The organism is Allocoleopsis franciscana PCC 7113 (assembly GCF_000317515.1).
Taxonomy (GTDB): Bacteria; Cyanobacteriota; Cyanobacteriia; order Cyanobacteriales; family Coleofasciculaceae; genus Allocoleopsis; species Allocoleopsis franciscana.
The window spans coordinates 3,697,826-3,716,580 of the sequence record NC_019738.1 but is presented as its reverse complement, the minus strand read 5'-3'; the positions used below and the strand labels follow the sequence as shown (position 1 = coordinate 3,716,580).

Below are 18,755 nucleotides of genomic sequence, written 5' to 3'. Positions count from 1 at the left end.
CACTTATGCAGTCAACCTGAATTCAACTCTAGAATAAAAGCGTGATGACGACTTTGTGTTACCATGACAGCCACTTCCCCCATAACCCAAACCACCCCAATTGTTTACCCCAGTGCCGATGGTGAACCCGTGGCAGAAACCTACGATCATCTTTATGCCATCCTAACCACTTTAGAAGTCCTAAAACAATACTTAGTAGGTCGTCAAGCAACCGTTCTAGCCAACCAATTCCTTTACTATGCTCAGGGATTTCCCAAAGTACGAACTGCCCCTGATGTCATGGTGATTTTCGATGTTGCTCCCGGTGGCAGGGACAACTACAAAACTTGGGAAGAAGGTCAAGTACCCGTGGTAATTTTTGAAATGACTTCTCCAGGCACAAAAGACCAAGATAAGACCTTTAAGAAAACCTTGTATGAGCAGCTAGGTGTTCAGGAATACTGGCTATTTGATCCTAAGGGAGAGTGGATAGCCGAAAAATTGCAAGGATATCGCCTGCGGGAAGATACCTACACACCCATAACAGATAGTCGCAGCGAACCCTTAAAACTTCGGTTAGCCGTTGAAGGAAAACTGATTGGCTTTTATCGAGAGGATACTGGAGAAAAATTGCTAATTCCTGATGAACTAGTGGCCGCACTCAACCAGGAAACTCAAGCACGATTGTTGGCACAGACACAAGCCGAACAAGAACGCCAACGAGCTGAACAAGAACGTCAACAACGGGAACTAGCTCAACAACAACTTGCTGAAATGGAAGCCATGCTCGCTCGCTATCGAGAACGCTTTGGAGAATTACCTGAGTAATGTCCCATTCACCCTGGAGTCAACATAATTAGCTGTTGATTAAGGAGCGATCGCACTCCCTTCAACTCCAACGTTACACCAGCCAAAATATCTCCCACCGTTTTTGCTTCATCTGGGTTAGGGACTGTTGGGGCGGTAGGATTCGCATCACAAGCTTGCAGGAATTCAAACTCTTCATCTGACAGATGGATAAGCTGATAATCGTGATTAAATAAACTCTGACTAGGCCATCCACTCAGGCAAGGATTCCGCTCTGGAATTGCTGCCAAAAGAGCCTCATCCGATGACCAATCTGCTTTAAGGATGGGAGGGCGTCCTAGGAAAAATTCGTAGTGGCTAACTTCTGGGTCTAATAGTTCAATTAAACGATAACGTTCGCGATTGCTCAACCCCTTCGCCCGCTCCATTAAGTCTGGATTCTTCCCCACAAGCCGCTCCAACTGCCAATATTGGGGATTAGAAAAGCCAATAAACTCTAAACCAGACGCATCAATTAATTCAAACAGTGTCTCAATGTTGTAGTCAATTTCTTGGGGATGAACGTACATATCCGCAAAGTTGGCATCCCGCTGATTTTCCAACGACCAACGTTCTTTTTCTCGCTTGACTAAACGATTATTTTCTGGTAGAGATTCAAACAATTGACGACCCACCTTCACACCGTCTTGGTAGTCGCCTCGCTGATTACCCTGAACAAGTGCGATCGCTTTTTGCATGAGTTGGATTTCCCACCGCCCCAACTCCGCATAGACGAAAATATGCATCAAGCCACCAGGTGCTAGCTTTTTCGCCAAAGATTGAATCCCTCGAATCGGATCAGGCAAATGATGCAAGACTCCAACACAGTTAATCAGATCGAACTTACCCTCAAGCTGATCCGCGTCGTACAAACTCAAGTGATGAAACTCAACGCGATCCGCACCTGAACGACGACAACGTTCCCGTGCCACCTCCAAAGCACCTGCACTCAAATCAATTCCCACCACAGACGCTTGAGGATTGAGGTGAACCAAATACTCTGTCCCGACACCCGTCCCACACCCCGCATCGAGAATCCGCACGTCCTGTTTTGGGGGTTTTTGACCTGTGCAAAAGCTGTAAGCCGCTAACCAATTCCAGCGCCAGTTGTACCCAGGGGGTGGCTCATCGAGTAACGGTTCCGGAGGAAAAGGGTAAGTATCGTAAAGCCGCTGAACAGCAGTGCTAGTGTCTTGCTCGGTATTCATAACTCAAAATCTCATTAGGTATTAGGGATTGCCCCACTCCCCAGACCTCGAAAATTGTAACAAAACTTATGGGGACTCTCAGCGATTGACCCTTATCAACTATGATGACTCTGTGAAACACTGGAAGGTGTTATTTACACTTCTTAACAAATAAGTTCACAACAACAGAAACGTTTTAATCTAAAGACTGATCTGGTAAAGCCCAGGAAGAGAGTTTATTGAAGGCTTCACGGGAACATCCTGTCTCCCCTTGAGATGGGAGTCAATACCGATGTACAAAAGCCTAAGGTAAGCGAAAATGACCTGCATTGGCACCCTGGTCAGACTTAACACAGTAGCAATTTGCAATTTGTCGATGGGAGCTTTTGAGAACCAATGAGTGTTAAGGCAAGTGGTGGAAGCTCAGTTGCGCGTCCGCAACTATATCAAACAGTACCGGTTTCAACAATTATTCAAGCCGAACAGCAAGACCGGTTCTTAGGCGCTGGTGAGCTAGGTGAGCTTGCCAGTTACTTCCGCTCTGGGATACAGCGTTTAGAAATTTCAGATATTCTGAGCAAAAACGCGGATCTAATTGTTTCCCGCGCTGCCAACCGAATTTTCGTCGGGGGTTCCCCGATGGCTTTCCTGGAAAAGCCCAGGGAAGAAGTGGGTCAGGAATTAGTCCTGGCGGGTGGCAGCATGGATGTCAGAGATTCCATGAAATTAGGGACTGCCACTTATGTGGAAAGCAGTGGTGGCTTCTTCGAGGGTCTGCGGGGACTCTTCAGTGCCTCTAGTGGAGGTCCGACACCGGCGGGTTTCCGACCGATTAACGTCGCTCGTTATGGCCCGAAAAACATGCAGAAATCTCTGCGTGACTTGTCGTGGATGTTGCGATATGTAACTTACGCGATCGTAGCGGGCGACCCGAACATTATCGTCGTCAACGTCCGGGGTCTGCGGGAAATCATCGAAAATGCCTGCTCTGGAGAGGCCACACTGGTGGCACTACAGGAAATGCGGTCTGCCTCGCTAGGGTACTTCAAGCGTGATGCCCAGGCCAGGGATATCGTCAGTCAGTACTTTGACATATTGATTGGCGAATTTAAAGCGGCTAATCCTTCCGATAAACTGCGGCAGCGTCCTAAAAGTGACCAACAAGGCTTACAACTGCCCCAAAGTTACTTTAATGCAGCAGAACGGCGTCCTAAGTTCGTGATGAAGCCGGGACTATCCGCCTCAGAAAAAATAGAGGTTGTGAAAGCCGCCTATCGGCAGGTTTTCGAGCGTGATATTACCCGCGCCTACAGCCAGTCCATCTCTAACCTGGAATCTCAGGTTAAGAACGGCGACATCTCAATGAAAGAGTTTATTCGTCGCCTGGGTAAATCTCCCCTATATCAAAAACAGTTTTACCAGCCTTTCATCAACAGTCGTGCCCTAGAACTGGCTTTCCGTCATTTCCTGGGTCGTGGTCCAAGTTCGCGTGAAGAAGTCCAACAGTACTTTGCCATTGTTTCCAGCGGCGGTCTAGCGGCTCTGGTGGATGCCTTGGTCAATTCGCAAGAATACTCCGACTACTTTGGCGAAGAAACCGTCCCCTACCTGCGGGGATTGGGTCAAGAAGCCCAGGAATGCCGCAACTGGGGAATGCAGCAAGATTTACTGAAGTACAGTGCGCCATTCCGCAAAGTCCCTCAGTTCATCACAACCTTTGCCCAATATGACCGCCCACTGCCTGACCAACATCCCTATGGTTCTGGCAACGACCCCTTGGAAATTCAGTTTGGAGCCATCTTCCCCAAAGAAACCCGGAATCCCAATACTCGACCGGCTCCCTTTGGCAAAGATACGAAGCGCCTGCTGATTCACCAAGGCCCTGGCATCAATAACCAAAACAGCAATCCCAAGGCACGAGGCGAGTTTCCCGGTTCTTTAGGACCCAAGGTGTTCCGATTGGATCAACTCCCCGCCTCTGGCATGAGTCGCAACAAGAGCAGTGCTGCCAGTGTTAAATTCTCGGAAAGCTCTACCCAAGCCGTGATTCGGGCTTGCTACTTGCAAGTGTTTGGGCGTGATGTCTACGATGGTCAGCGCCAGAAGGTGGCGGAAATTAAGCTGGAAAACGGCGAAATCTCCGTGCGGGAGTTCGTGCGAACCCTGGCTAAGTCGGAGATATTCCGCAATCTTTACTGGACATCCCTGTATGTTTGTAAAGCCGTTGAGTATATCCACCGCCGTCTGTTGGGTCGTCCGACTTATGGGCGTCAAGAGATCAACAAGTATTTCGATATTTGCGCCAAGTCAGGCTTCTATGCCCTCGTTGACGCCATTATCGACAGCCCAGAGTACTCTGAGGCATTTGGGGAAGATACAGTTCCCTACGAGCGCTATGTGACTCCAGGTGGTTTGGCATTGCGACGCTTGAGAGGCGGCACGATGGCGGAAGGAGTCAGCGGTACCTCAATGACCAAAGCTGAAACCCCACGCTTCGTGGAATTGGGTCAAGTCACTGAATCGCGTACTGAACCTGATGTTCAATTCCGGATTAATCAGGGCGTGAGTGCTCAGCGCGAGCAAACCAAGGTCTTTAAACTGACCAATAACGTTGATAAGCCAGCGGTTAAAACTCTGATTCGAGCCGCCTATCGGCAAATCTTTGAGCGCGATATCGAGCCGTACATCTTGAAGAATGAATTCTCGGCTCTGGAAAGCAAGCTGAGTAACAACGAAATTAATGTTAAAGAGTTCATTGAAGGTCTAGGTACCTCCAGCCTCTACATTAAAGAGTTCTATACTCCCTTCCCCAACACTAAGGTGATTGAGCTGGGGACGAAGCACTTCCTCGGTCGTGCACCAGAAAACCAGAAGGAAATCCAGAAGTACAACCGGATTCTCGCTGCTGAGGGTATTCGTGGCTTTATCGGCGCGATGGTGAACAGCATGGAGTATGTCCAGGTATTTGGTGAAGATACCGTGCCTTATCGGCGCTTCCCCACCTTACCCGCTGCCAACTTCCCCAACACTCAAAGGCTGTATAACCAGCTCACGAAGCAGAATAAGGATGTGGTCGTCCCTAGCTTCGAGCCGGTGTCTTCCCGCATGGATGTGGCGCAGATGCCGATGACAGGTAAGGCGATCGCGGATATGAAGCGTCAAGATTGGCAGCAGGAAACGAGCAAGCCGCAGTTTGTCGAACTCGGTCGTTCTTTCCAAACGAGTGAGGGTCAATCAGTTGAGGTCAGTGCTAGCTCAACGCGCCGTAAGCCTGCACGGATTTTCCGTATGACTCCTGGAGCCAATCAGACTGAAACCGCCCAGGTCATCGAGGCGATTTACTCTCAGGTGATGGATGTCTTCAACGGACAGGTGCCTGGGGAGTTCCGTCGCCCTGAATTGGAAAGCAAGCTCAGCAATGGTGAAATTTCAGTGCGCGAGTTTGTCAAGGTCTTGGCGAGTTCTGATATCTACCAGCGTCGGTTCTACACCCCTTATCCGAATACCAAGGTGATTGAGTTCCTGTTCCGCCATCTGTTGGGACGGACTCCAGCCACCCAATCAGAAATTCAGCAGTATAACCAACTCTTGACCGAGCAAGGTCTGAGTGCGGCTGTTGCAGCGCTGGTTGATGGCGAAGAATATGTCCGCTTCTTCGGTGAGGATGTCGTGCCTTACAATCGCTGCCCAACGTTACCGGCTGGCAACTACCTCGGTAGTGTGAAAGCTGTCTCGGATTGGGTGAAGTAACCTCGGTCTAAACTTTCGCCTTCCGGCGTGAGCAAAACCTCATGGGTTCAGCGCTGCGTTTGCATGAATCCGCTGACTATCTTCTCCTCTGAAGCGGTGTAAAGCCGTTCAGAGGAGCTTTCCTCAGAGCAAAGGACACCAAGACAAGCCAGGAAGAAGACAGGAGGACACAGAGCCAGGGAAGGGAGAACAAGGGAGTTGATCAGCTCAGTTTTCTACGTCTGTTCTCACTCACAAGCCCGCTGTTGATGTCTCAAAATCAGAGGACGCGCTACCGTTCCTCCTGATCTTGGTGCCTGTCGGACTTCCCGAAATCTGAGGAAGAATATTACAAAATATTAAGATACCGAGAAGAATGTGAACAATCTGTCGCAGAATATTTGCGGTAGGTCGCTGTATCCCTGACTAATGTATTGCTGATAGCTTCAACGAAGCGTAAAAATACTTAAGAAATTTTAGGAGTTGCGGTTTAAGCCACCCTGAAAACAAATTAAGTGCAGCACATTAGCTCAAGTGAACTAGCGATCAAGAATGCGAATGCCAGTTTAAACACACCTGGTTAAACTTTTCTGGAGGAATCCTATCGATGAGTATCGTCACGAAATCTATCGTGAATGCAGACGCTGAGGCACGTTATCTGAGCCCTGGCGAACTAGAGCGGATCAAAGCGTTTGTTACCTCTGGTGAGCGTCGCCTCCGCATCGCTCAAACCCTAACTGACTCTCGCGAACGCCTTGTCAAGCAAGCGGGTGACGCACTGTTCCAGAAGCGTCCTGATATTGTTTCTCCCGGTGGCAACGCCTACGGCGAAGAAATGACCGCTACTTGCTTGCGTGATATGGACTACTACCTACGCCTAGTCACCTACGGAATCGTTTCTGGTGATGTCACCCCAATTGAAGAAATTGGTTTGGTTGGCGTCCGTGAAATGTACAAGTCTTTGGGTACCCCCATCGATGCAGTTGCAGAAGGCGTTCGGGCGATGAAGAATGCCGCTACTTCCATGATGTCTGGTGACGATGCCTCCGAAGCTGGCTCTTACTTCGACTATGTGATTGGAGGGTTGCAGTAGGGTAAGCATCTTTTCCCTACTGTTCCAGACGCGCTGTTTCGCGTCTGTGCAAAGGATTCAAGAGACTAGGTGAAATAGGAAATCGGATAAATGCAAGACGCAATTACCTCTGTTATTAACTCTTCTGACGTTCAAGGTAAATACTTGGATAATGCCGCCCTGGACAAGCTTAAGGGCTATTTCAGCACAGGCGAACTGCGGGTTCGTGCGGCTACCACCATCAGCGCTAACGCTTCCACAATTGTGAAGGAAGCTGTTGCCAAGTCCTTGCTGTATTCGGATATCACCCGTCCAGGCGGCAACATGTACACCACCCGCCGCTATGCCGCTTGTATCCGTGACTTGGACTACTACCTGCGCTACGCGACCTATGCAATGTTGGCGGGTGACCCCTCCATCCTCGATGAGCGCGTACTCAACGGATTGAAGGAAACCTACAACTCTTTGGGCGTTCCTGTTGGCGCAACCGTTCAAGCCATCCAAGCCATGAAAGAAGTCACCGCCAGCTTGGTTGGTGCTGATGCGGGTAAGGAAATGGGCGTCTATTTTGATTACATCAGCTCTGGCTTAAGCTAAGTATTCTCTTAGTTAATTTCTGAGCTTGTAGTCGGTTGTCTACTTAAGGTTTGGGAAGTCATTTGTGAGTGCTAGCTTGTTAGAGGCGAGTCTTGCTGAGATATTTGTAAAGCAGATGAGTTTTGGCGGTCTAGTATTGACGATTGACTCCCAACCTTTGTTGTGTTAAAGAATAACGGCTTCAAGTTTCGCCGTTGTGGTGCAGCCAAAGATTAAGGAAAGCGTTTCAAGTGACTTGCTGAATGACTAACGCTGAGGCTGAGTTTTGAGCACCACGAACCCAAGAATTTTGCAAATTGCAATAGCAAACGCCTTAGGCGGTGTGCTACGCGCAATCGCTTCAAAAACTGAATTGAAATTTAAAATTTCTTAACCTATCCACAGGAGAAACAAACTCATGCGAATGTTTAAAGTGACGGCGTGCGTTCCTAGCCAAACCCGAATCAGAACGCAGCGGGAATTACAAAATACCTATTTCACGAAACTGGTTCCCTACGATAGCTGGTTTCGTGAGCAGCAACGGATTATGAAAATGGGCGGGAAAATCGTTAAGGTGGAACTCGCCACAGGTAAGCCCGGTACCAATACGGGTCTTCTCTAATTCTGGAAAAACGGATTTCGATCAGGGAAGAGTAGGGGGTTGCCAAGCCCCCCTTTTTTATGAAAATGCCGGATTAAGGCCAAACAGAAGCGAATCTTTTGGCAGGAATTAGCTATTCTTGATTCAGTGACGTTAGTGTTGTTTACAGTCAAACCGCTGTTCAAAAGCTCTGCGTTGTTGTTAGGGATTAAATATTCGTGACTCTACGCGACCTGATTTTCTTTGTTAATCCCTCCGCACAAGAATGGGCGCTGAATGCCCGGTTGTTGAAGTGGCTAACGTTTGTGTGGATGTTTATCGGCTTAGCCGTTCTGTTTTCGGCCTCTTTTCCGAGTGCAGATGCTGAGTTTGGCGATGGGCTGTATTACTTCAAGCGACAGTTGATTTGGGTAGCGTTAGGATTAATCGGGTTTAACCTCGTGGTGCGATCGCCCCTGCGTTATACCCTGAACATCGCTCACTGGTTTGTGATCACGCTGTTGGTGTTTCTGTTCATTACCCTGCTTCCGGGTGTCGGCACTACCGTTAATGGTGCAACTCGATGGATCGCCATTGGCCCTGTTCCTCTACAACCTTCAGAGTTAATTAAACCCTTTTTGGTACTACAGAGTGCCCGACTCTTTGGGCAGTGGAAGCGAATTAACGGTCGAGTACGCTTGTTTTGGCTGGGGATTTTTGCCCTCGTACTTCTGGGAATTCTGTTACAGCCGAATCTCAGTACCACAGCCTTGTGCGGTATGACCTTGTGGCTGATCGCCTTGGCAGGAGGAATGCCTTATTCTTATATGGCAGGAACAGCATTAGGCGGTGTACTGCTCAGTTTTATCAGTCTTAGCCTCAAAGAATACCAACGGCGTCGGGTGATGTCGTTTCTCAATCCTTGGTCTGACCCGATGAACGATGGCTACCAACTGGTTCAAAGCCTGCTGGCGGTTGGTTCGGGCGGCACTTGGGGTTCTGGATTTGGGCTATCGCAACAAAAGCTGTTTTATTTACCGATTCAGTACACTGATTTTATCTTTGCCGTATTTGCTGAGGAATTTGGTTTCGCGGGTAGTGTATTGATGCTAGGGCTGATCATGACTTACGCGACGGTGGCAGTTAGGGTGGCGTTAAAGGCGCGAAATACAGTTCATCAGCTCATTGCGATTGGAGCCATGATTTTAATTGTGGGGCAGTCGTTGTTAAATATTGGTGTAGCGACTGGCGTTCTACCCACAACAGGTTTACCCTTTCCCTTCTTTAGTTATGGCGGTAATTCCATGATTGCTAGTTTGGTGGCAGCGGGACTGCTGATTCGGGTGGCACGAGAAAGTAGTGAGGCACAGGTTGTACCGATACAAACGAATCGCCCGTCGGCAGCAGAACGGCGGCGGCAAAGGCGGCAAAAACCACAGGTACAACGGTAACAACGAAAAATTAATGGCTAACTTTCTGGATGTATAATACCTTGCCCTAAATGCTTGAGGACTTGAAACGCCGAGCTCAGTTCACTGGCTATGGTATAAATCGAAAATGCCCGTGATAATCCGTATTGGGGCGTTGGCTGAGCCAAGAGTTTCACAAACAACACATCATCGCCATTCGTCAACATACCAAATCGCGGTTTATCCAAATCTGGATTTGCCATCATGTAAGCCAAGGCTTGAGGTAATGCCGATCGCGTCGAAATCATGGTTTTTTTGGACTCCAAAACCATTACCCAAAGCTGATTCTGCAAAATCAAGACATCAATTCGCCCCCGCAGCGTTTCTTCGCCATCATTAATCGCAATCTCGATCGCAGCTTCAGCCTTCATCTTAAACGGTGGATCGTAGAACCCTGCCAGTTCTAACAAAGGCGATACCACAAGCAACGTCACTGCCCCTTCTAGTAATTCTCCATCGGCTCTGTGATAAAGCAATCTGCGCCGCACCGTATCCAACGCAGTCTGTTCAGAATCACTAAGGCTGGGCAATTGGGTTTGCCACTCTGTAAAAAAAGTCTCATCCTCAGCTCTGCTCAAGTTCAACCTTGATTCAGCTTCAGCAAGGCTCTTAATGGCTTCCGTAACCGCAACAACCTTCGCCATCCATTCACCTTCGATTCAAGTGGCTGAGTTTTAATAGTGGGTTAGATTCATTGTAGGGAAAAGTAGGAAAACCGCGATCGCAACATTTGAGAGTGAGGGACTGCATTACACAGCCCCTCACTACCTATCAGGGATTCTCCTGTTGTTTCAGGAGTTCTTTCGATTACTGCTGCCAAAGGCTACACAGTCATTTAGAAGTTCAAGGACTTCAAGGCTATGGTAGGAAACTTCCCTGCCTTAATCAGACATAGTAACATGATTACAATACATTTGTACTGGTAATTTGAACTTATGCTTACCCTAGAGTTCAAGGCTGATTTCAGCCTAGAGCAACAAGCAAAAATTGACCGATGGCTTGAGATTAATAGATCCCTTTGGAATATGGGGTTAGCAGCTTTAGAAGACTTTGATGACTTTTACAGTTATGTTAAAGGACAAAAGGAGTACGCACCGTGTTGTCCCATTCAATACGAATATCGACCGCTCAGTGAGGAAGAGAAAGCTTGCATTCCAACCCATGAGAAAACGTCGGATCGAAAGTATTTAGCTCCCTTTTGTAGAATTATTTCTGAAAAATCACGTTGGTATGTGAAAAAGCTACCAATTTATAAAGTTCCTACTCCCGCTGAAAAGAAGGATAGTTGGGGCTGGCTACCGTCGAATCATGATGAAGATCGCAAGTACTCTAACTGTACAGGATATTCTTGTCCCATACCTCGTTACGGCTCTGTCGAAAATCCAAGTTGGTATGAGCCTATGATTCGGAATCCCACTTATAAAGGTTCTGGTGGATTAAGTTTAGTAAGCAAAACTGAAAATCTCCCTCAATGGATGAAAGATAGCGACATCCCTCAGAGATTCCGTGCTGGAGAGATGGGGCAACTCGATACGGCATGGCAAGAATATTTGAAAAGTCGGTATGGTCAATCCGAAGTTAAAAGAGGAAAGCCACAGTACAAGCGTAAAAGGGATAAATTACAGACCTTAATCAACACCAATCCTAGTGCAAATGAAAGATTAGTAGGCAATAATATCTTTGCAGGAATCCCAAAGCTTGGAAAAGTTCGATGTAAAGGAATTGACAAGAGATGGCGAAATCCTGATGGCTCTATTCCTAGAGTTGCTACATACAAAATTTGTAAGCGTCCCGATGCATACTACATACAGCTTTCAGGTGAAGTGCAACGAAGTTTCTCTGTCAAAGCCACCAATGCTTCAATAGGAATCGATCCAGGGCTACAGTACGAATTAAGCCTTTCAGATGGTACTCGTATTCAGCCTCAAAAGTTTTATAGAAAGTCGGAAGAACGTAGAGCTAAACTACAACAGAAGCTGGCTAAAAAATTAACGGAAAGGCTCATTCTGTGGATTCATCATCCTGATCGAACAATTCAAGAAATTCGGAAAAATTTTTTCCCTATTAGCAATGAGAGTTATGAAGCTTTAAGAGCTGCGAAAACAGAGGCTGAGGTAATCAAGGCAATAGGAGCTTCTAGGCTCAATACATTGAAATATAATATTGTACCTGATGCACCACCAACGATGAAGGATAAAAGCCCATTTTCTGGAGCAAAGCAAAAAGCTCTTGAGAAAGCTATCCGCAAACTTGACCGAAAAATTAGCCTGCAACGGCGAAATCACGATCATAAAATTACCACTATGATTGTTCGTAACTATGGTTTTATTGCTGTAGAAGATGGTTTACAAGATGAGAAACTAAGAAAACGTACGAAGCCTAAAGAGCGTGAAGATGGGCAAGGTTACGAACAAACCGGAGCAAAACGTAAATCGGGACTGAGTAAGAGCCTTGCTGATGCATCACCTGGAAGGAAAATTGCTTTTTTGAAACAGAAGGCTGACAGAGCTGGTAGGGTATTTAGTCAGCACCCTGCACCCTACACAACAAAAGAGTGTCCAGTTTGCGGCTCAATGAATGAGGCATCCTATAACGTAGATGATGAAGGCAACCGTCTTTATCTATGCATTATTTGTGGTTGGGAATGCGATCGCGATGTCAATTCGGGAGTCAATATCGAATTGGCTCAGTTTGGCAATAATCCGCACACGGTACTCTCAGCAAACGCTCAGCGTGCAAGATTTGCTAATAGCGTGTGGGAAATAGCCCATCCAGAAGCTTCGACAAAACCACGTTGGAAGAAGACCGAGAAGCGCAAAAAAAGGAAATAAAAAGAAGCTATTCTATCTAGCAAGATTACCATAACCTTAAGCACCTGCCGTAAAAGGGCATCGGGTTAAAAAACACATCCTAATCCTCTGTCTGGTGTATAGAGCCTGAAATCTTCCTCTACTGGCAATAACTTATATGTGTCAATATTCCTGTCTAAGTACTTAACAAGTATGAATTGGAACGAAGCGAGTTGATGCGAATTGAATTTCTAAAATTCAACCGCCTTGCTGCCCACTCAACGAGCGATCGCACTCAAAACATCCACCAATTTCTCTAGGTGAGCGAGTTCGTGAGTTGCCATTACAGAAATGCGAATTCGACTGGTGGGAACCGTAGGAGGACGAATCGCTGGGGCAAAGATTCCAGCCGCTTTTAGTTGTTGTCCAACCTTAAGAGCATCTGCTGCACTATCTAAGGAAATACAGAGAATGGGTGACTCTGAAGGTAACAGTTTGAGATGAGGTAGTTTCTGAGCGATTAACTGCTTGAGAGTATCCAGATTTTGATGGAGTTGGGTACGGCGTTTTGGTTCTTGTTGGACAATGTTAATGGCTGCCAATGCGGCAGCCGTATCCGCAGGGGATAAAGCCGTGGTATAAATCCAACTGGGAGCGCGATTTCGCAGGAAGTCAATTAGGGCAGTTGAACCCGCCACATATCCCCCTAAACTTCCCAACGCTTTACTTAGGGTGCCAACTTGAATTAGTGTTTTTCCCGTGCAACCAAAGTATTCCACACATCCAGCACCCGTGGCTCCCAAGACTCCCGTTGCATGAGCTTCATCTACCAGCACCATACAACTAAATTCTTCGGCTAATTCCAGTATCTCTGGCAATGGACAAAAATCACCATCCATGCTAAATACGCTATCAGTGGCAATCAGGCAACGGCGGTAGTGTTGTCGGTGTTGCACTAGCTGACTCTTTAAATCTTCAACATCAGCGTGAGCATAGTCCACAACGACTGCACCGCTCAAAATTGCCCCATTTTTCAGGCTGGAGTGATTGTACTGATCAGCTAAAATCAAATCCCGCTTCCCCACTAAAGCGGCAATAGTTCCCAAGTTTGCCAGATATCCGGAACTGAATACGATCGCATCTTCGGTTTGTTTGAGAGATGCGATCGCATTTTCCAATTCTCGATGCAGTTGCCGATGTCCGCTCAACAATCGAGAGCCTGTGCTACCTGTACCATATTCTTGAGTCGCTGCGATCGCCGCTTGAATCAAACGCTCATCCGCCGCCAACCCCAGATAGTCGTTACTGGCAAAATTAATCACCTTACGCCCTTCCAGTTGCACAATGGCACCGGAGCGGCTTTGGATGGTTTGCACCGATCGATACCAATCAGCTTTGTGGATGGTTGTGAGAGATTGTTCTATCCAGTTGTATGGATCGGTTAGCATCAGGATTCTGTTTCTGGGGGATTCTCAGTGTATTGAATTTCCGCACTGTTACCTTTCACTGGGGGTAATCGTTCCACTAAGCCCATGTCAAAGGCAGCATCTGGCAATTCACCTACGATATATTTTCCGGGCTGAAACACTCGTCCTGGGGTAAAACACATCTGTCGGAGTTGAACAACTTCACCGGGGGCAAACATTCCCCTGAACATTTTGCGCTCAAGTCCCATAATTCCCTCTCTTGCGTCAATCTTGATACTCTTTAATTATTATCACAATTCATTCAGGCATTTTCTTGGGAAAGGGCAGAAGCAGATAAGGCAGTGCATCGGTTTTATGAGAAAAATGGTTTCATCGAAGTGATATAACCTGATTTACCCCATAGTTTTTTTTGACTAAAAGTGGATACAAAATTTTATAAATATGAGCTGAGTAGGGATAGCTTTAAACATCACAATCGCTTCCCTTCGATGAGCATTGGTTCAGCATTAGTAGGTCGGTATTAATATTTTTTGTTGAGGTAAGGCAGACCGGAGTTCATACGAGGACAGAGGACCGATCGGAGCTTTAGTGTCTTAATATTTGTTTACATAATTGTTTATTTGTGCCTACCTACTTAGCACTATTAACAACTTTAGATAGGTCACAATTTTATTCTCTAGTTATGGTAATTAAAAAGAGCATTATGAGGCATTAATTAAGTCCTAAATAAGGGGTAAATACCTTAGAAGAGCTAGGGCTAGCCGTTGTCAATGATTAGCGTTTATAATATTAAAAATTAATGTCATACGCACTTCAATATATTCTCCCTTCAGATAAACCAGGAGTCGAGAAACAAGCAATCATGAAGACCCTAGAAGAAATCCAACAAATTGCGTTGGACATGTCGTTGAGATTTGAAGATCCCCAATCGGTAAAGCTTCAAATCAAACGGATTACATTTGCTCAAAAGCAACTTCGAGCGATTAAGAAAGAACTCAACGCAACGCTACGAGATATTAACCAACAAACCTCTCAATCTAAAGCCGATAGTATTTTTTCTGGCGGCTTAGATATTTTCGGAGAGCGTAAGTGGGCGGGGAAAGTTAGGATAGCAACTCGACGCGCCATTGCCCGAAAAAAGCAAGCTGCACAACAGCCTTATCTTGAGCTAAAGGATGCGATTGATGATTTCATCTTAGAAGGCGATAGATTAAAGCTAATGGCAGAAGAATATCTTCTTAGCAATCAGCGGTAAAAAAACGATATAGCTTACATCTTGCAGCAGTCGCAATCACCCGCCAGGGAATTAATTCCCTGGCTAATAGATCAAGTCGTCTTCATACGACTGAGTCAGAAATTCAGTCCATCTCTCTTTGGTCTTGTTACGATCAATTTCAATGCAACGGTGTCTAACTACGGCTGAAGCTTTTTGATTGTCTCTACTATTTCCTGAGAAGATTTAACATCCCCTTGCTCATGGAAAAGTTTCGCAGCAGTTTGTAAATCCTCAATCGCTTTTTCCTTGTCCCCAACGCGACTGTAAGCAAAACCCCGACAGGTAAGCGTCGTGGCATCATTGCCATTCATTTGCAAGACTTGATTAAAATCTGCAATGGCTCCTTGAAAGTCTCCGATCTGAAGCTTTTCTACCCCTTGATGATAGTAATCCTTAGCCGTTTGTCCAACTGGAACCACGGGTGGTGGCTGTAAAGATGGCTGGTGACTTAAGGAAAGATTTTTAGCCGTTTCTAAATCCTCTAATGCACCTTCGTAGTCTCTCAGAGCAGAACGAACAGTACTGCGACGGTTGTAGGCTTCAGTATAATTAGGATCGAGATTTAATACCTGATTAAATGCATTGAGCGCTGCGTGATAATCTCCTGAGTCATATCTCAGATTACCCTGGAGCATCAAACCTTGGATTAGTTGCTGATTTTCATCCTCTACAATACCTAATTCCTGGCTAAAAGCCGGAGCCATTTGACTAAAAAATGCCTTCGCTGAAACAGGATCGAGATGCAGTGCTTGATCAAAATCTTCAAGACTTCCCCAATTATCACCCAATTGCAAACGGGTATAACCTCGGTTGAGGTAAGCTTGAGTATAGTTAGGATTCAGTTTTAGGGCTTGGTTAAAATCTGCGATCGCCTCTTGATAGTCTCCCAAACCGATGCGATTCAATCCTCGGTTAAAGTAACCTTCGGCAAGATTGGGATTAATATTTAAAGCTTGATTGTAATCTTCCATGGCATTGGGATAATCTTCTAATTCAAAATGAGCCATACCTCGATACAGGTAGGCTTTAGGTAAATTTGGATTAATATTCAAAGCTGCATTGCAATCTGCGATCGCTTCCTGATAATCCGCTAATTCCACCCGCAATGGAATTCGATTCAAATAAGTTTTGATATGCTTAGCATCAATCTGCAACGCTTGGTTATAATCCTGCATGGCTCCCCAGCGATCAGCTAAAACAGCACGGACAAAACCTCGCTCGCTGTAAGCCTCTGCATTGTGAGGATTAACTCGCAGCACTTGGCTATAATCATTGATTGCTCCGAGATAATCACCCTTCTTATAGCGACTCATCCCTCGGTAATAGTAAACCTCGGCAAAATCAGCATTGAACCGCAACGCTTGGTTAAAGTCTTGAATCGCACCGCGATAATCCCCGCGATGAAATTTATTGAGTCCTTGCTTAAAAGATTCCGAGGCTTCTAGGGTTACCACTCCGGTAATAGCCGGCTTCATCGGAAGTTCCACAGGTTCTAACGATTTTCCTTCAACCCCTTGGTGTTGACTCGCTAAATCCAATCCTTCCGTCAGGCTAGAACAATTCCTCGACACTCTGCCATTCCCTGATAAAACCATGATTTCGTTTTGTCTATCCTTGTCGCTGCTCATATCCGCAAGCCCAACTTTTCCTCTCCTCTAGCTGTAAGTTTCATCGGAACTATCGGTTTATCCGGTAGAAATACCATTTTCCCTGGACATTTTTGTCCAGTCTCTTGTACCGTCATCACTGTAGTTGTTAACGAAAAAGCTCAACTGAAGGTTGCAGGATGAAGTCTGAAATTACCCCATTTCTCATCCAGTCTTCATTGTTTTGGGACAGCTTACGAAAGATTCGCTGAATACAGTGAATGTCAACAGCTCGAAAGAGTTCCCATTACCTGTCTTGAAGATAGGCAAGTTCCAGGACAGCTTATCCCCCCTCTTGTTCGGTAATACAAGATGCCTGTAGAACCACTAAATCCTGGTTCTGAAAAACGGCACAGCGCTGTGCAACCCTAGGTAAAGCGGGGATAATCCCTTGCTCCCACTTGAGTCGAGCCTCGGCTGTAGCCGGAAATTGTTTCAGCCAGCGACTCTTAAGTTCAGGAGGGGGTTGCTTTTGGCTGGAATTCGGGTTGAGATAGGCGGCAAGGTACGATCGCTCTACAATCCAAAAATCAACACCATACTTCTGAATTAAGCCCTGCACTTGCTTGACATCTGGGCTATATTGTGCATCAATCAAATCCCTCACGCGCTGACGAATCTGAGTGTAGTAACCTTGATGGTAAGGCAGGGCAGACTCCTGGGATACTAAAACGGAGCGATTGGTAAAGGTGGGTAAGTCATCGGTTACGGGTGCCAGGGATGCGATTAGAGTATCCTTTGGTTGTTGCGAGAAGAACTGATACAGTTCTGGCATCTTCCCCTCCCGATAACCCGAAATATTGGGTAAGGGAACGCCCTGCAAATTCAACAGATTTAAGACAACGGGATAGGAAACCAGTGCAATACCGATGAGTGCGGTTAACGTCAGTGCCCTAAACTGTCGCCTTAAACGTTGGGTAGGAGTGCCCTCTTGTGCCCACCGGAAAAGAGCATCCCAGAAGATAATCACTGCGATCGCACCCGCTAGAGCCGTTAAAATTCGGAAACTATACTGCGTGTACCGACTGGGCAAATAAAGTTTAAACAGTAGGGTATGGGCGGCAAGAAACAAACCCAAAGAAACTACGCCAATTTCTGATAAAATCTGAATATTATGGGTCACCCCTTTGACTAAAGGGAAACGAGACGGATGGCGGAGTTCGTAAAGCAACAACAGCGTCAAGCCCAGGAATAAGAGTGGTAAATAAAAGTAAGGCAAACGCGCCCACTCATAAGGAAACAAACCACTGCGATCGGCATAAAGCCAAAACTCGAAGGGACTATGGAGGAAAAAGCGCGATCGCCCTTCATCCGCAAACTCTGGCATGATTCTCGCTTGGGCAACTGTGGTAGCCGGGCCAAAGGGAGAGGACTCCAAAGCTAGAGGTAATAAGACAAACAGTGTCACGCCTAAGCCAGTCGCACAGAAAAGATAATCCTGGCGATTAGGGGATAGTCGCAGTTTTCCCTGTTCCCAGCGCCATAAGCGTACAAACAGAACGCCAGCACTAATCAGCATCACCGAGGGATAAAATAAGCCTTGCAGTGCCAGTGCCACTAAACAAGGCAACAGGGAACGCCGCAGTAAATAGTAGACAAAAGCCAGAAATAGCGGATACAAAAACGATCTAGCCGTACCCGAAACCAAGTCATCTTTCAGCCAAAAGCTGTGATTCAGCAATAACCCCGAAACAAATCCTGCCGCCGGGAGAGGAAACAACTGTAGGCATATCCCAAAACAGTAGGCGGTGGCGATTAATCCCAGAACGAAGGGCAACCCTTTACTGAAGACAATCGGGTCAATTCCCATTGCCGCCGCTAGCTGATAGATTGCCTTATAACCCGGTTGTGCCACCGATTGAAAATAATCGGCAATTAAATCTTGGGGAAACAACTCGGAGTCTAAAAACCGCCGCATCCAAAACACATGCTGCCTCGCATCGTCTTGCACCACATAAGGGCTACTAAAGGCTTTTCGCAGTGCCATCAAGCCGAACATGGCAGCACAAGATAGGCTTAAACTGAACCAAAAAATTACCTGAGAACTGGATGTTTTCTCTGTGGGAGTCGTTAGCCATTGACGCAGGCGCGTTACCCAGTTTGAATCAGCAGATGGAATCATGGGAGTCGTAACATCAGTTGTACTTTGAGCCATACAATGCAACTCATGTCCTGATGC

14 protein-coding genes are annotated in these 18,755 nt (G+C 46.5%); 8 read left to right on the top strand and 6 right to left on the bottom strand.

The window, feature by feature from the left end:
• The first annotated feature begins 63 nt into the window (after nucleotides 1-63).
• A complete protein-coding gene (locus MIC7113_RS15600) occupies nucleotides 64-807 on the top strand; it encodes a Uma2 family endonuclease (protein ID WP_015183120.1) in 744 nt (247 codons plus the stop codon).
• A gap of 8 nt (nucleotides 808-815) precedes the next feature.
• Here MIC7113_RS15600 and MIC7113_RS15595 read toward each other — a convergent pair whose 3' ends face one another.
• A complete protein-coding gene (locus tag MIC7113_RS15595) occupies nucleotides 816-2,033 on the bottom strand; it encodes a class I SAM-dependent methyltransferase (RefSeq protein WP_015183119.1) in 1,218 nt (405 codons plus the stop codon).
• A gap of 375 nt (nucleotides 2,034-2,408) precedes the next feature.
• Here MIC7113_RS15595 and MIC7113_RS15590 point away from each other — a divergent pair, with 375 nt between their 5' ends.
• From MIC7113_RS15590 to MIC7113_RS15570, 5 genes are all read left to right on the top strand, one after another.
• On the top strand, nucleotides 2,409-5,762 hold the full coding sequence (locus MIC7113_RS15590; RefSeq protein ID WP_015183118.1) for a phycobilisome rod-core linker polypeptide: 3,354 nt from the start codon (nucleotides 2,409-2,411) through the stop codon (nucleotides 5,760-5,762).
• 586 nt (nucleotides 5,763-6,348) lie between these two features.
• On the top strand, nucleotides 6,349-6,834 hold the full coding sequence (gene apcA / locus MIC7113_RS15585; protein WP_015183117.1) for an allophycocyanin subunit alpha: 486 nt from the start codon (nucleotides 6,349-6,351) through the stop codon (nucleotides 6,832-6,834).
• Nucleotides 6,835-6,924: 90 nt separating this feature from the next.
• Nucleotides 6,925-7,410, top strand: a complete 486-nt coding sequence (gene apcB / locus MIC7113_RS15580; RefSeq protein WP_015183116.1) for an allophycocyanin subunit beta — start codon at nucleotides 6,925-6,927, stop codon at nucleotides 7,408-7,410.
• 397 nt (nucleotides 7,411-7,807) lie between these two features.
• Complete coding sequence (locus MIC7113_RS15575; protein ID WP_015183115.1) at nucleotides 7,808-8,011, top strand: phycobilisome linker polypeptide; 204 nt, start codon at nucleotides 7,808-7,810, stop codon at nucleotides 8,009-8,011.
• 197 nt (nucleotides 8,012-8,208) lie between these two features.
• The gene (locus MIC7113_RS15570) at nucleotides 8,209-9,420 is read left to right on the top strand and encodes an FtsW/RodA/SpoVE family cell cycle protein (RefSeq protein WP_015183114.1); all 1,212 of its coding nucleotides are present in this window, start codon (nucleotides 8,209-8,211) and stop codon (nucleotides 9,418-9,420) included.
• 17 nt (nucleotides 9,421-9,437) lie between these two features.
• On the opposite strand, the gene MIC7113_RS15565 is transcribed toward MIC7113_RS15570, so the two are convergent.
• Nucleotides 9,438-10,082, bottom strand: coding sequence for a type I restriction enzyme HsdR N-terminal domain-containing protein (locus MIC7113_RS15565; protein ID WP_015183113.1), 645 nt, complete (start codon nucleotides 10,080-10,082; stop codon nucleotides 9,438-9,440).
• 291 nt (nucleotides 10,083-10,373) lie between these two features.
• On the opposite strand from MIC7113_RS15565, the gene c2c8 reads away from it, so the two are divergent.
• Entirely contained in the window at nucleotides 10,374-12,269 is a 1,896-nt protein-coding gene (gene c2c8, locus MIC7113_RS15560; RefSeq protein WP_015183112.1) for a type V CRISPR-associated protein C2c8, read from the top strand.
• 236 nt (nucleotides 12,270-12,505) lie between these two features.
• On the opposite strand, the gene bioF is transcribed toward c2c8, so the two are convergent.
• On the bottom strand, nucleotides 12,506-13,675 hold the full coding sequence (gene bioF / locus MIC7113_RS15555; RefSeq protein WP_015183111.1) for an 8-amino-7-oxononanoate synthase: 1,170 nt from the start codon (nucleotides 13,673-13,675) through the stop codon (nucleotides 12,506-12,508).
• Nucleotides 13,675-13,902 carry a hypothetical protein gene (locus MIC7113_RS15550; RefSeq protein ID WP_015183110.1) on the bottom strand — a complete coding sequence of 76 codons (228 nt, stop codon included), beginning with the start codon at nucleotides 13,900-13,902 and terminating at the stop codon, nucleotides 13,675-13,677. The genes bioF and MIC7113_RS15550 overlap by 1 nt, the downstream gene beginning before the upstream one ends.
• 551 nt (nucleotides 13,903-14,453) lie before the next feature.
• On the opposite strand from MIC7113_RS15550, the gene MIC7113_RS15545 reads away from it, so the two are divergent.
• A complete protein-coding gene (locus tag MIC7113_RS15545) occupies nucleotides 14,454-14,909 on the top strand; it encodes a hypothetical protein (RefSeq protein ID WP_015183109.1) in 456 nt (151 codons plus the stop codon).
• A gap of 158 nt (nucleotides 14,910-15,067) precedes the next feature.
• Here the strand turns inward: MIC7113_RS15545 and MIC7113_RS15540 are convergent, their stop codons facing one another.
• A complete protein-coding gene (locus MIC7113_RS15540) occupies nucleotides 15,068-16,558 on the bottom strand; it encodes a tetratricopeptide repeat protein (protein WP_015183108.1) in 1,491 nt (496 codons plus the stop codon).
• A 301-nt stretch (nucleotides 16,559-16,859) separates the two neighbouring features.
• Complete coding sequence (locus MIC7113_RS15535; protein ID WP_015183107.1) at nucleotides 16,860-18,731, bottom strand: hypothetical protein; 1,872 nt, start codon at nucleotides 18,729-18,731, stop codon at nucleotides 16,860-16,862.
• Between the last annotated feature and the right edge of the window lie 24 nt (nucleotides 18,732-18,755).

Coding starts and splice junctions, on each gene's coding strand:
- MIC7113_RS15595 (WP_015183119.1), bottom strand. CDS start 2,033: ATGAATACCGAGCAAGACACTAGCACTGCTGTTCAGCGGCTTTACGAT.
- MIC7113_RS15535 (WP_015183107.1), bottom strand. CDS start 18,731: ATGGCTCAAAGTACAACTGATGTTACGACTCCCATGATTCCATCTGCT.
- apcA (WP_015183117.1), top strand. CDS start 6,349: ATGAGTATCGTCACGAAATCTATCGTGAATGCAGACGCTGAGGCACGT.
- apcB (WP_015183116.1), top strand. CDS start 6,925: ATGCAAGACGCAATTACCTCTGTTATTAACTCTTCTGACGTTCAAGGT.
- MIC7113_RS15575 (WP_015183115.1), top strand. CDS start 7,808: ATGCGAATGTTTAAAGTGACGGCGTGCGTTCCTAGCCAAACCCGAATC.
- bioF (WP_015183111.1), bottom strand. CDS start 13,675: ATGCTAACCGATCCATACAACTGGATAGAACAATCTCTCACAACCATC.
- MIC7113_RS15550 (WP_015183110.1), bottom strand. CDS start 13,902: ATGGGACTTGAGCGCAAAATGTTCAGGGGAATGTTTGCCCCCGGTGAA.
- MIC7113_RS15590 (WP_015183118.1), top strand. CDS start 2,409: ATGAGTGTTAAGGCAAGTGGTGGAAGCTCAGTTGCGCGTCCGCAACTA.
- MIC7113_RS15565 (WP_015183113.1), bottom strand. CDS start 10,082: ATGGCGAAGGTTGTTGCGGTTACGGAAGCCATTAAGAGCCTTGCTGAA.
- c2c8 (WP_015183112.1), top strand. CDS start 10,374: ATGCTTACCCTAGAGTTCAAGGCTGATTTCAGCCTAGAGCAACAAGCA.
- MIC7113_RS15540 (WP_015183108.1), bottom strand. CDS start 16,558: ATGAGCAGCGACAAGGATAGACAAAACGAAATCATGGTTTTATCAGGG.
- MIC7113_RS15600 (WP_015183120.1), top strand. CDS start 64: ATGACAGCCACTTCCCCCATAACCCAAACCACCCCAATTGTTTACCCC.
- MIC7113_RS15545 (WP_015183109.1), top strand. CDS start 14,454: ATGTCATACGCACTTCAATATATTCTCCCTTCAGATAAACCAGGAGTC.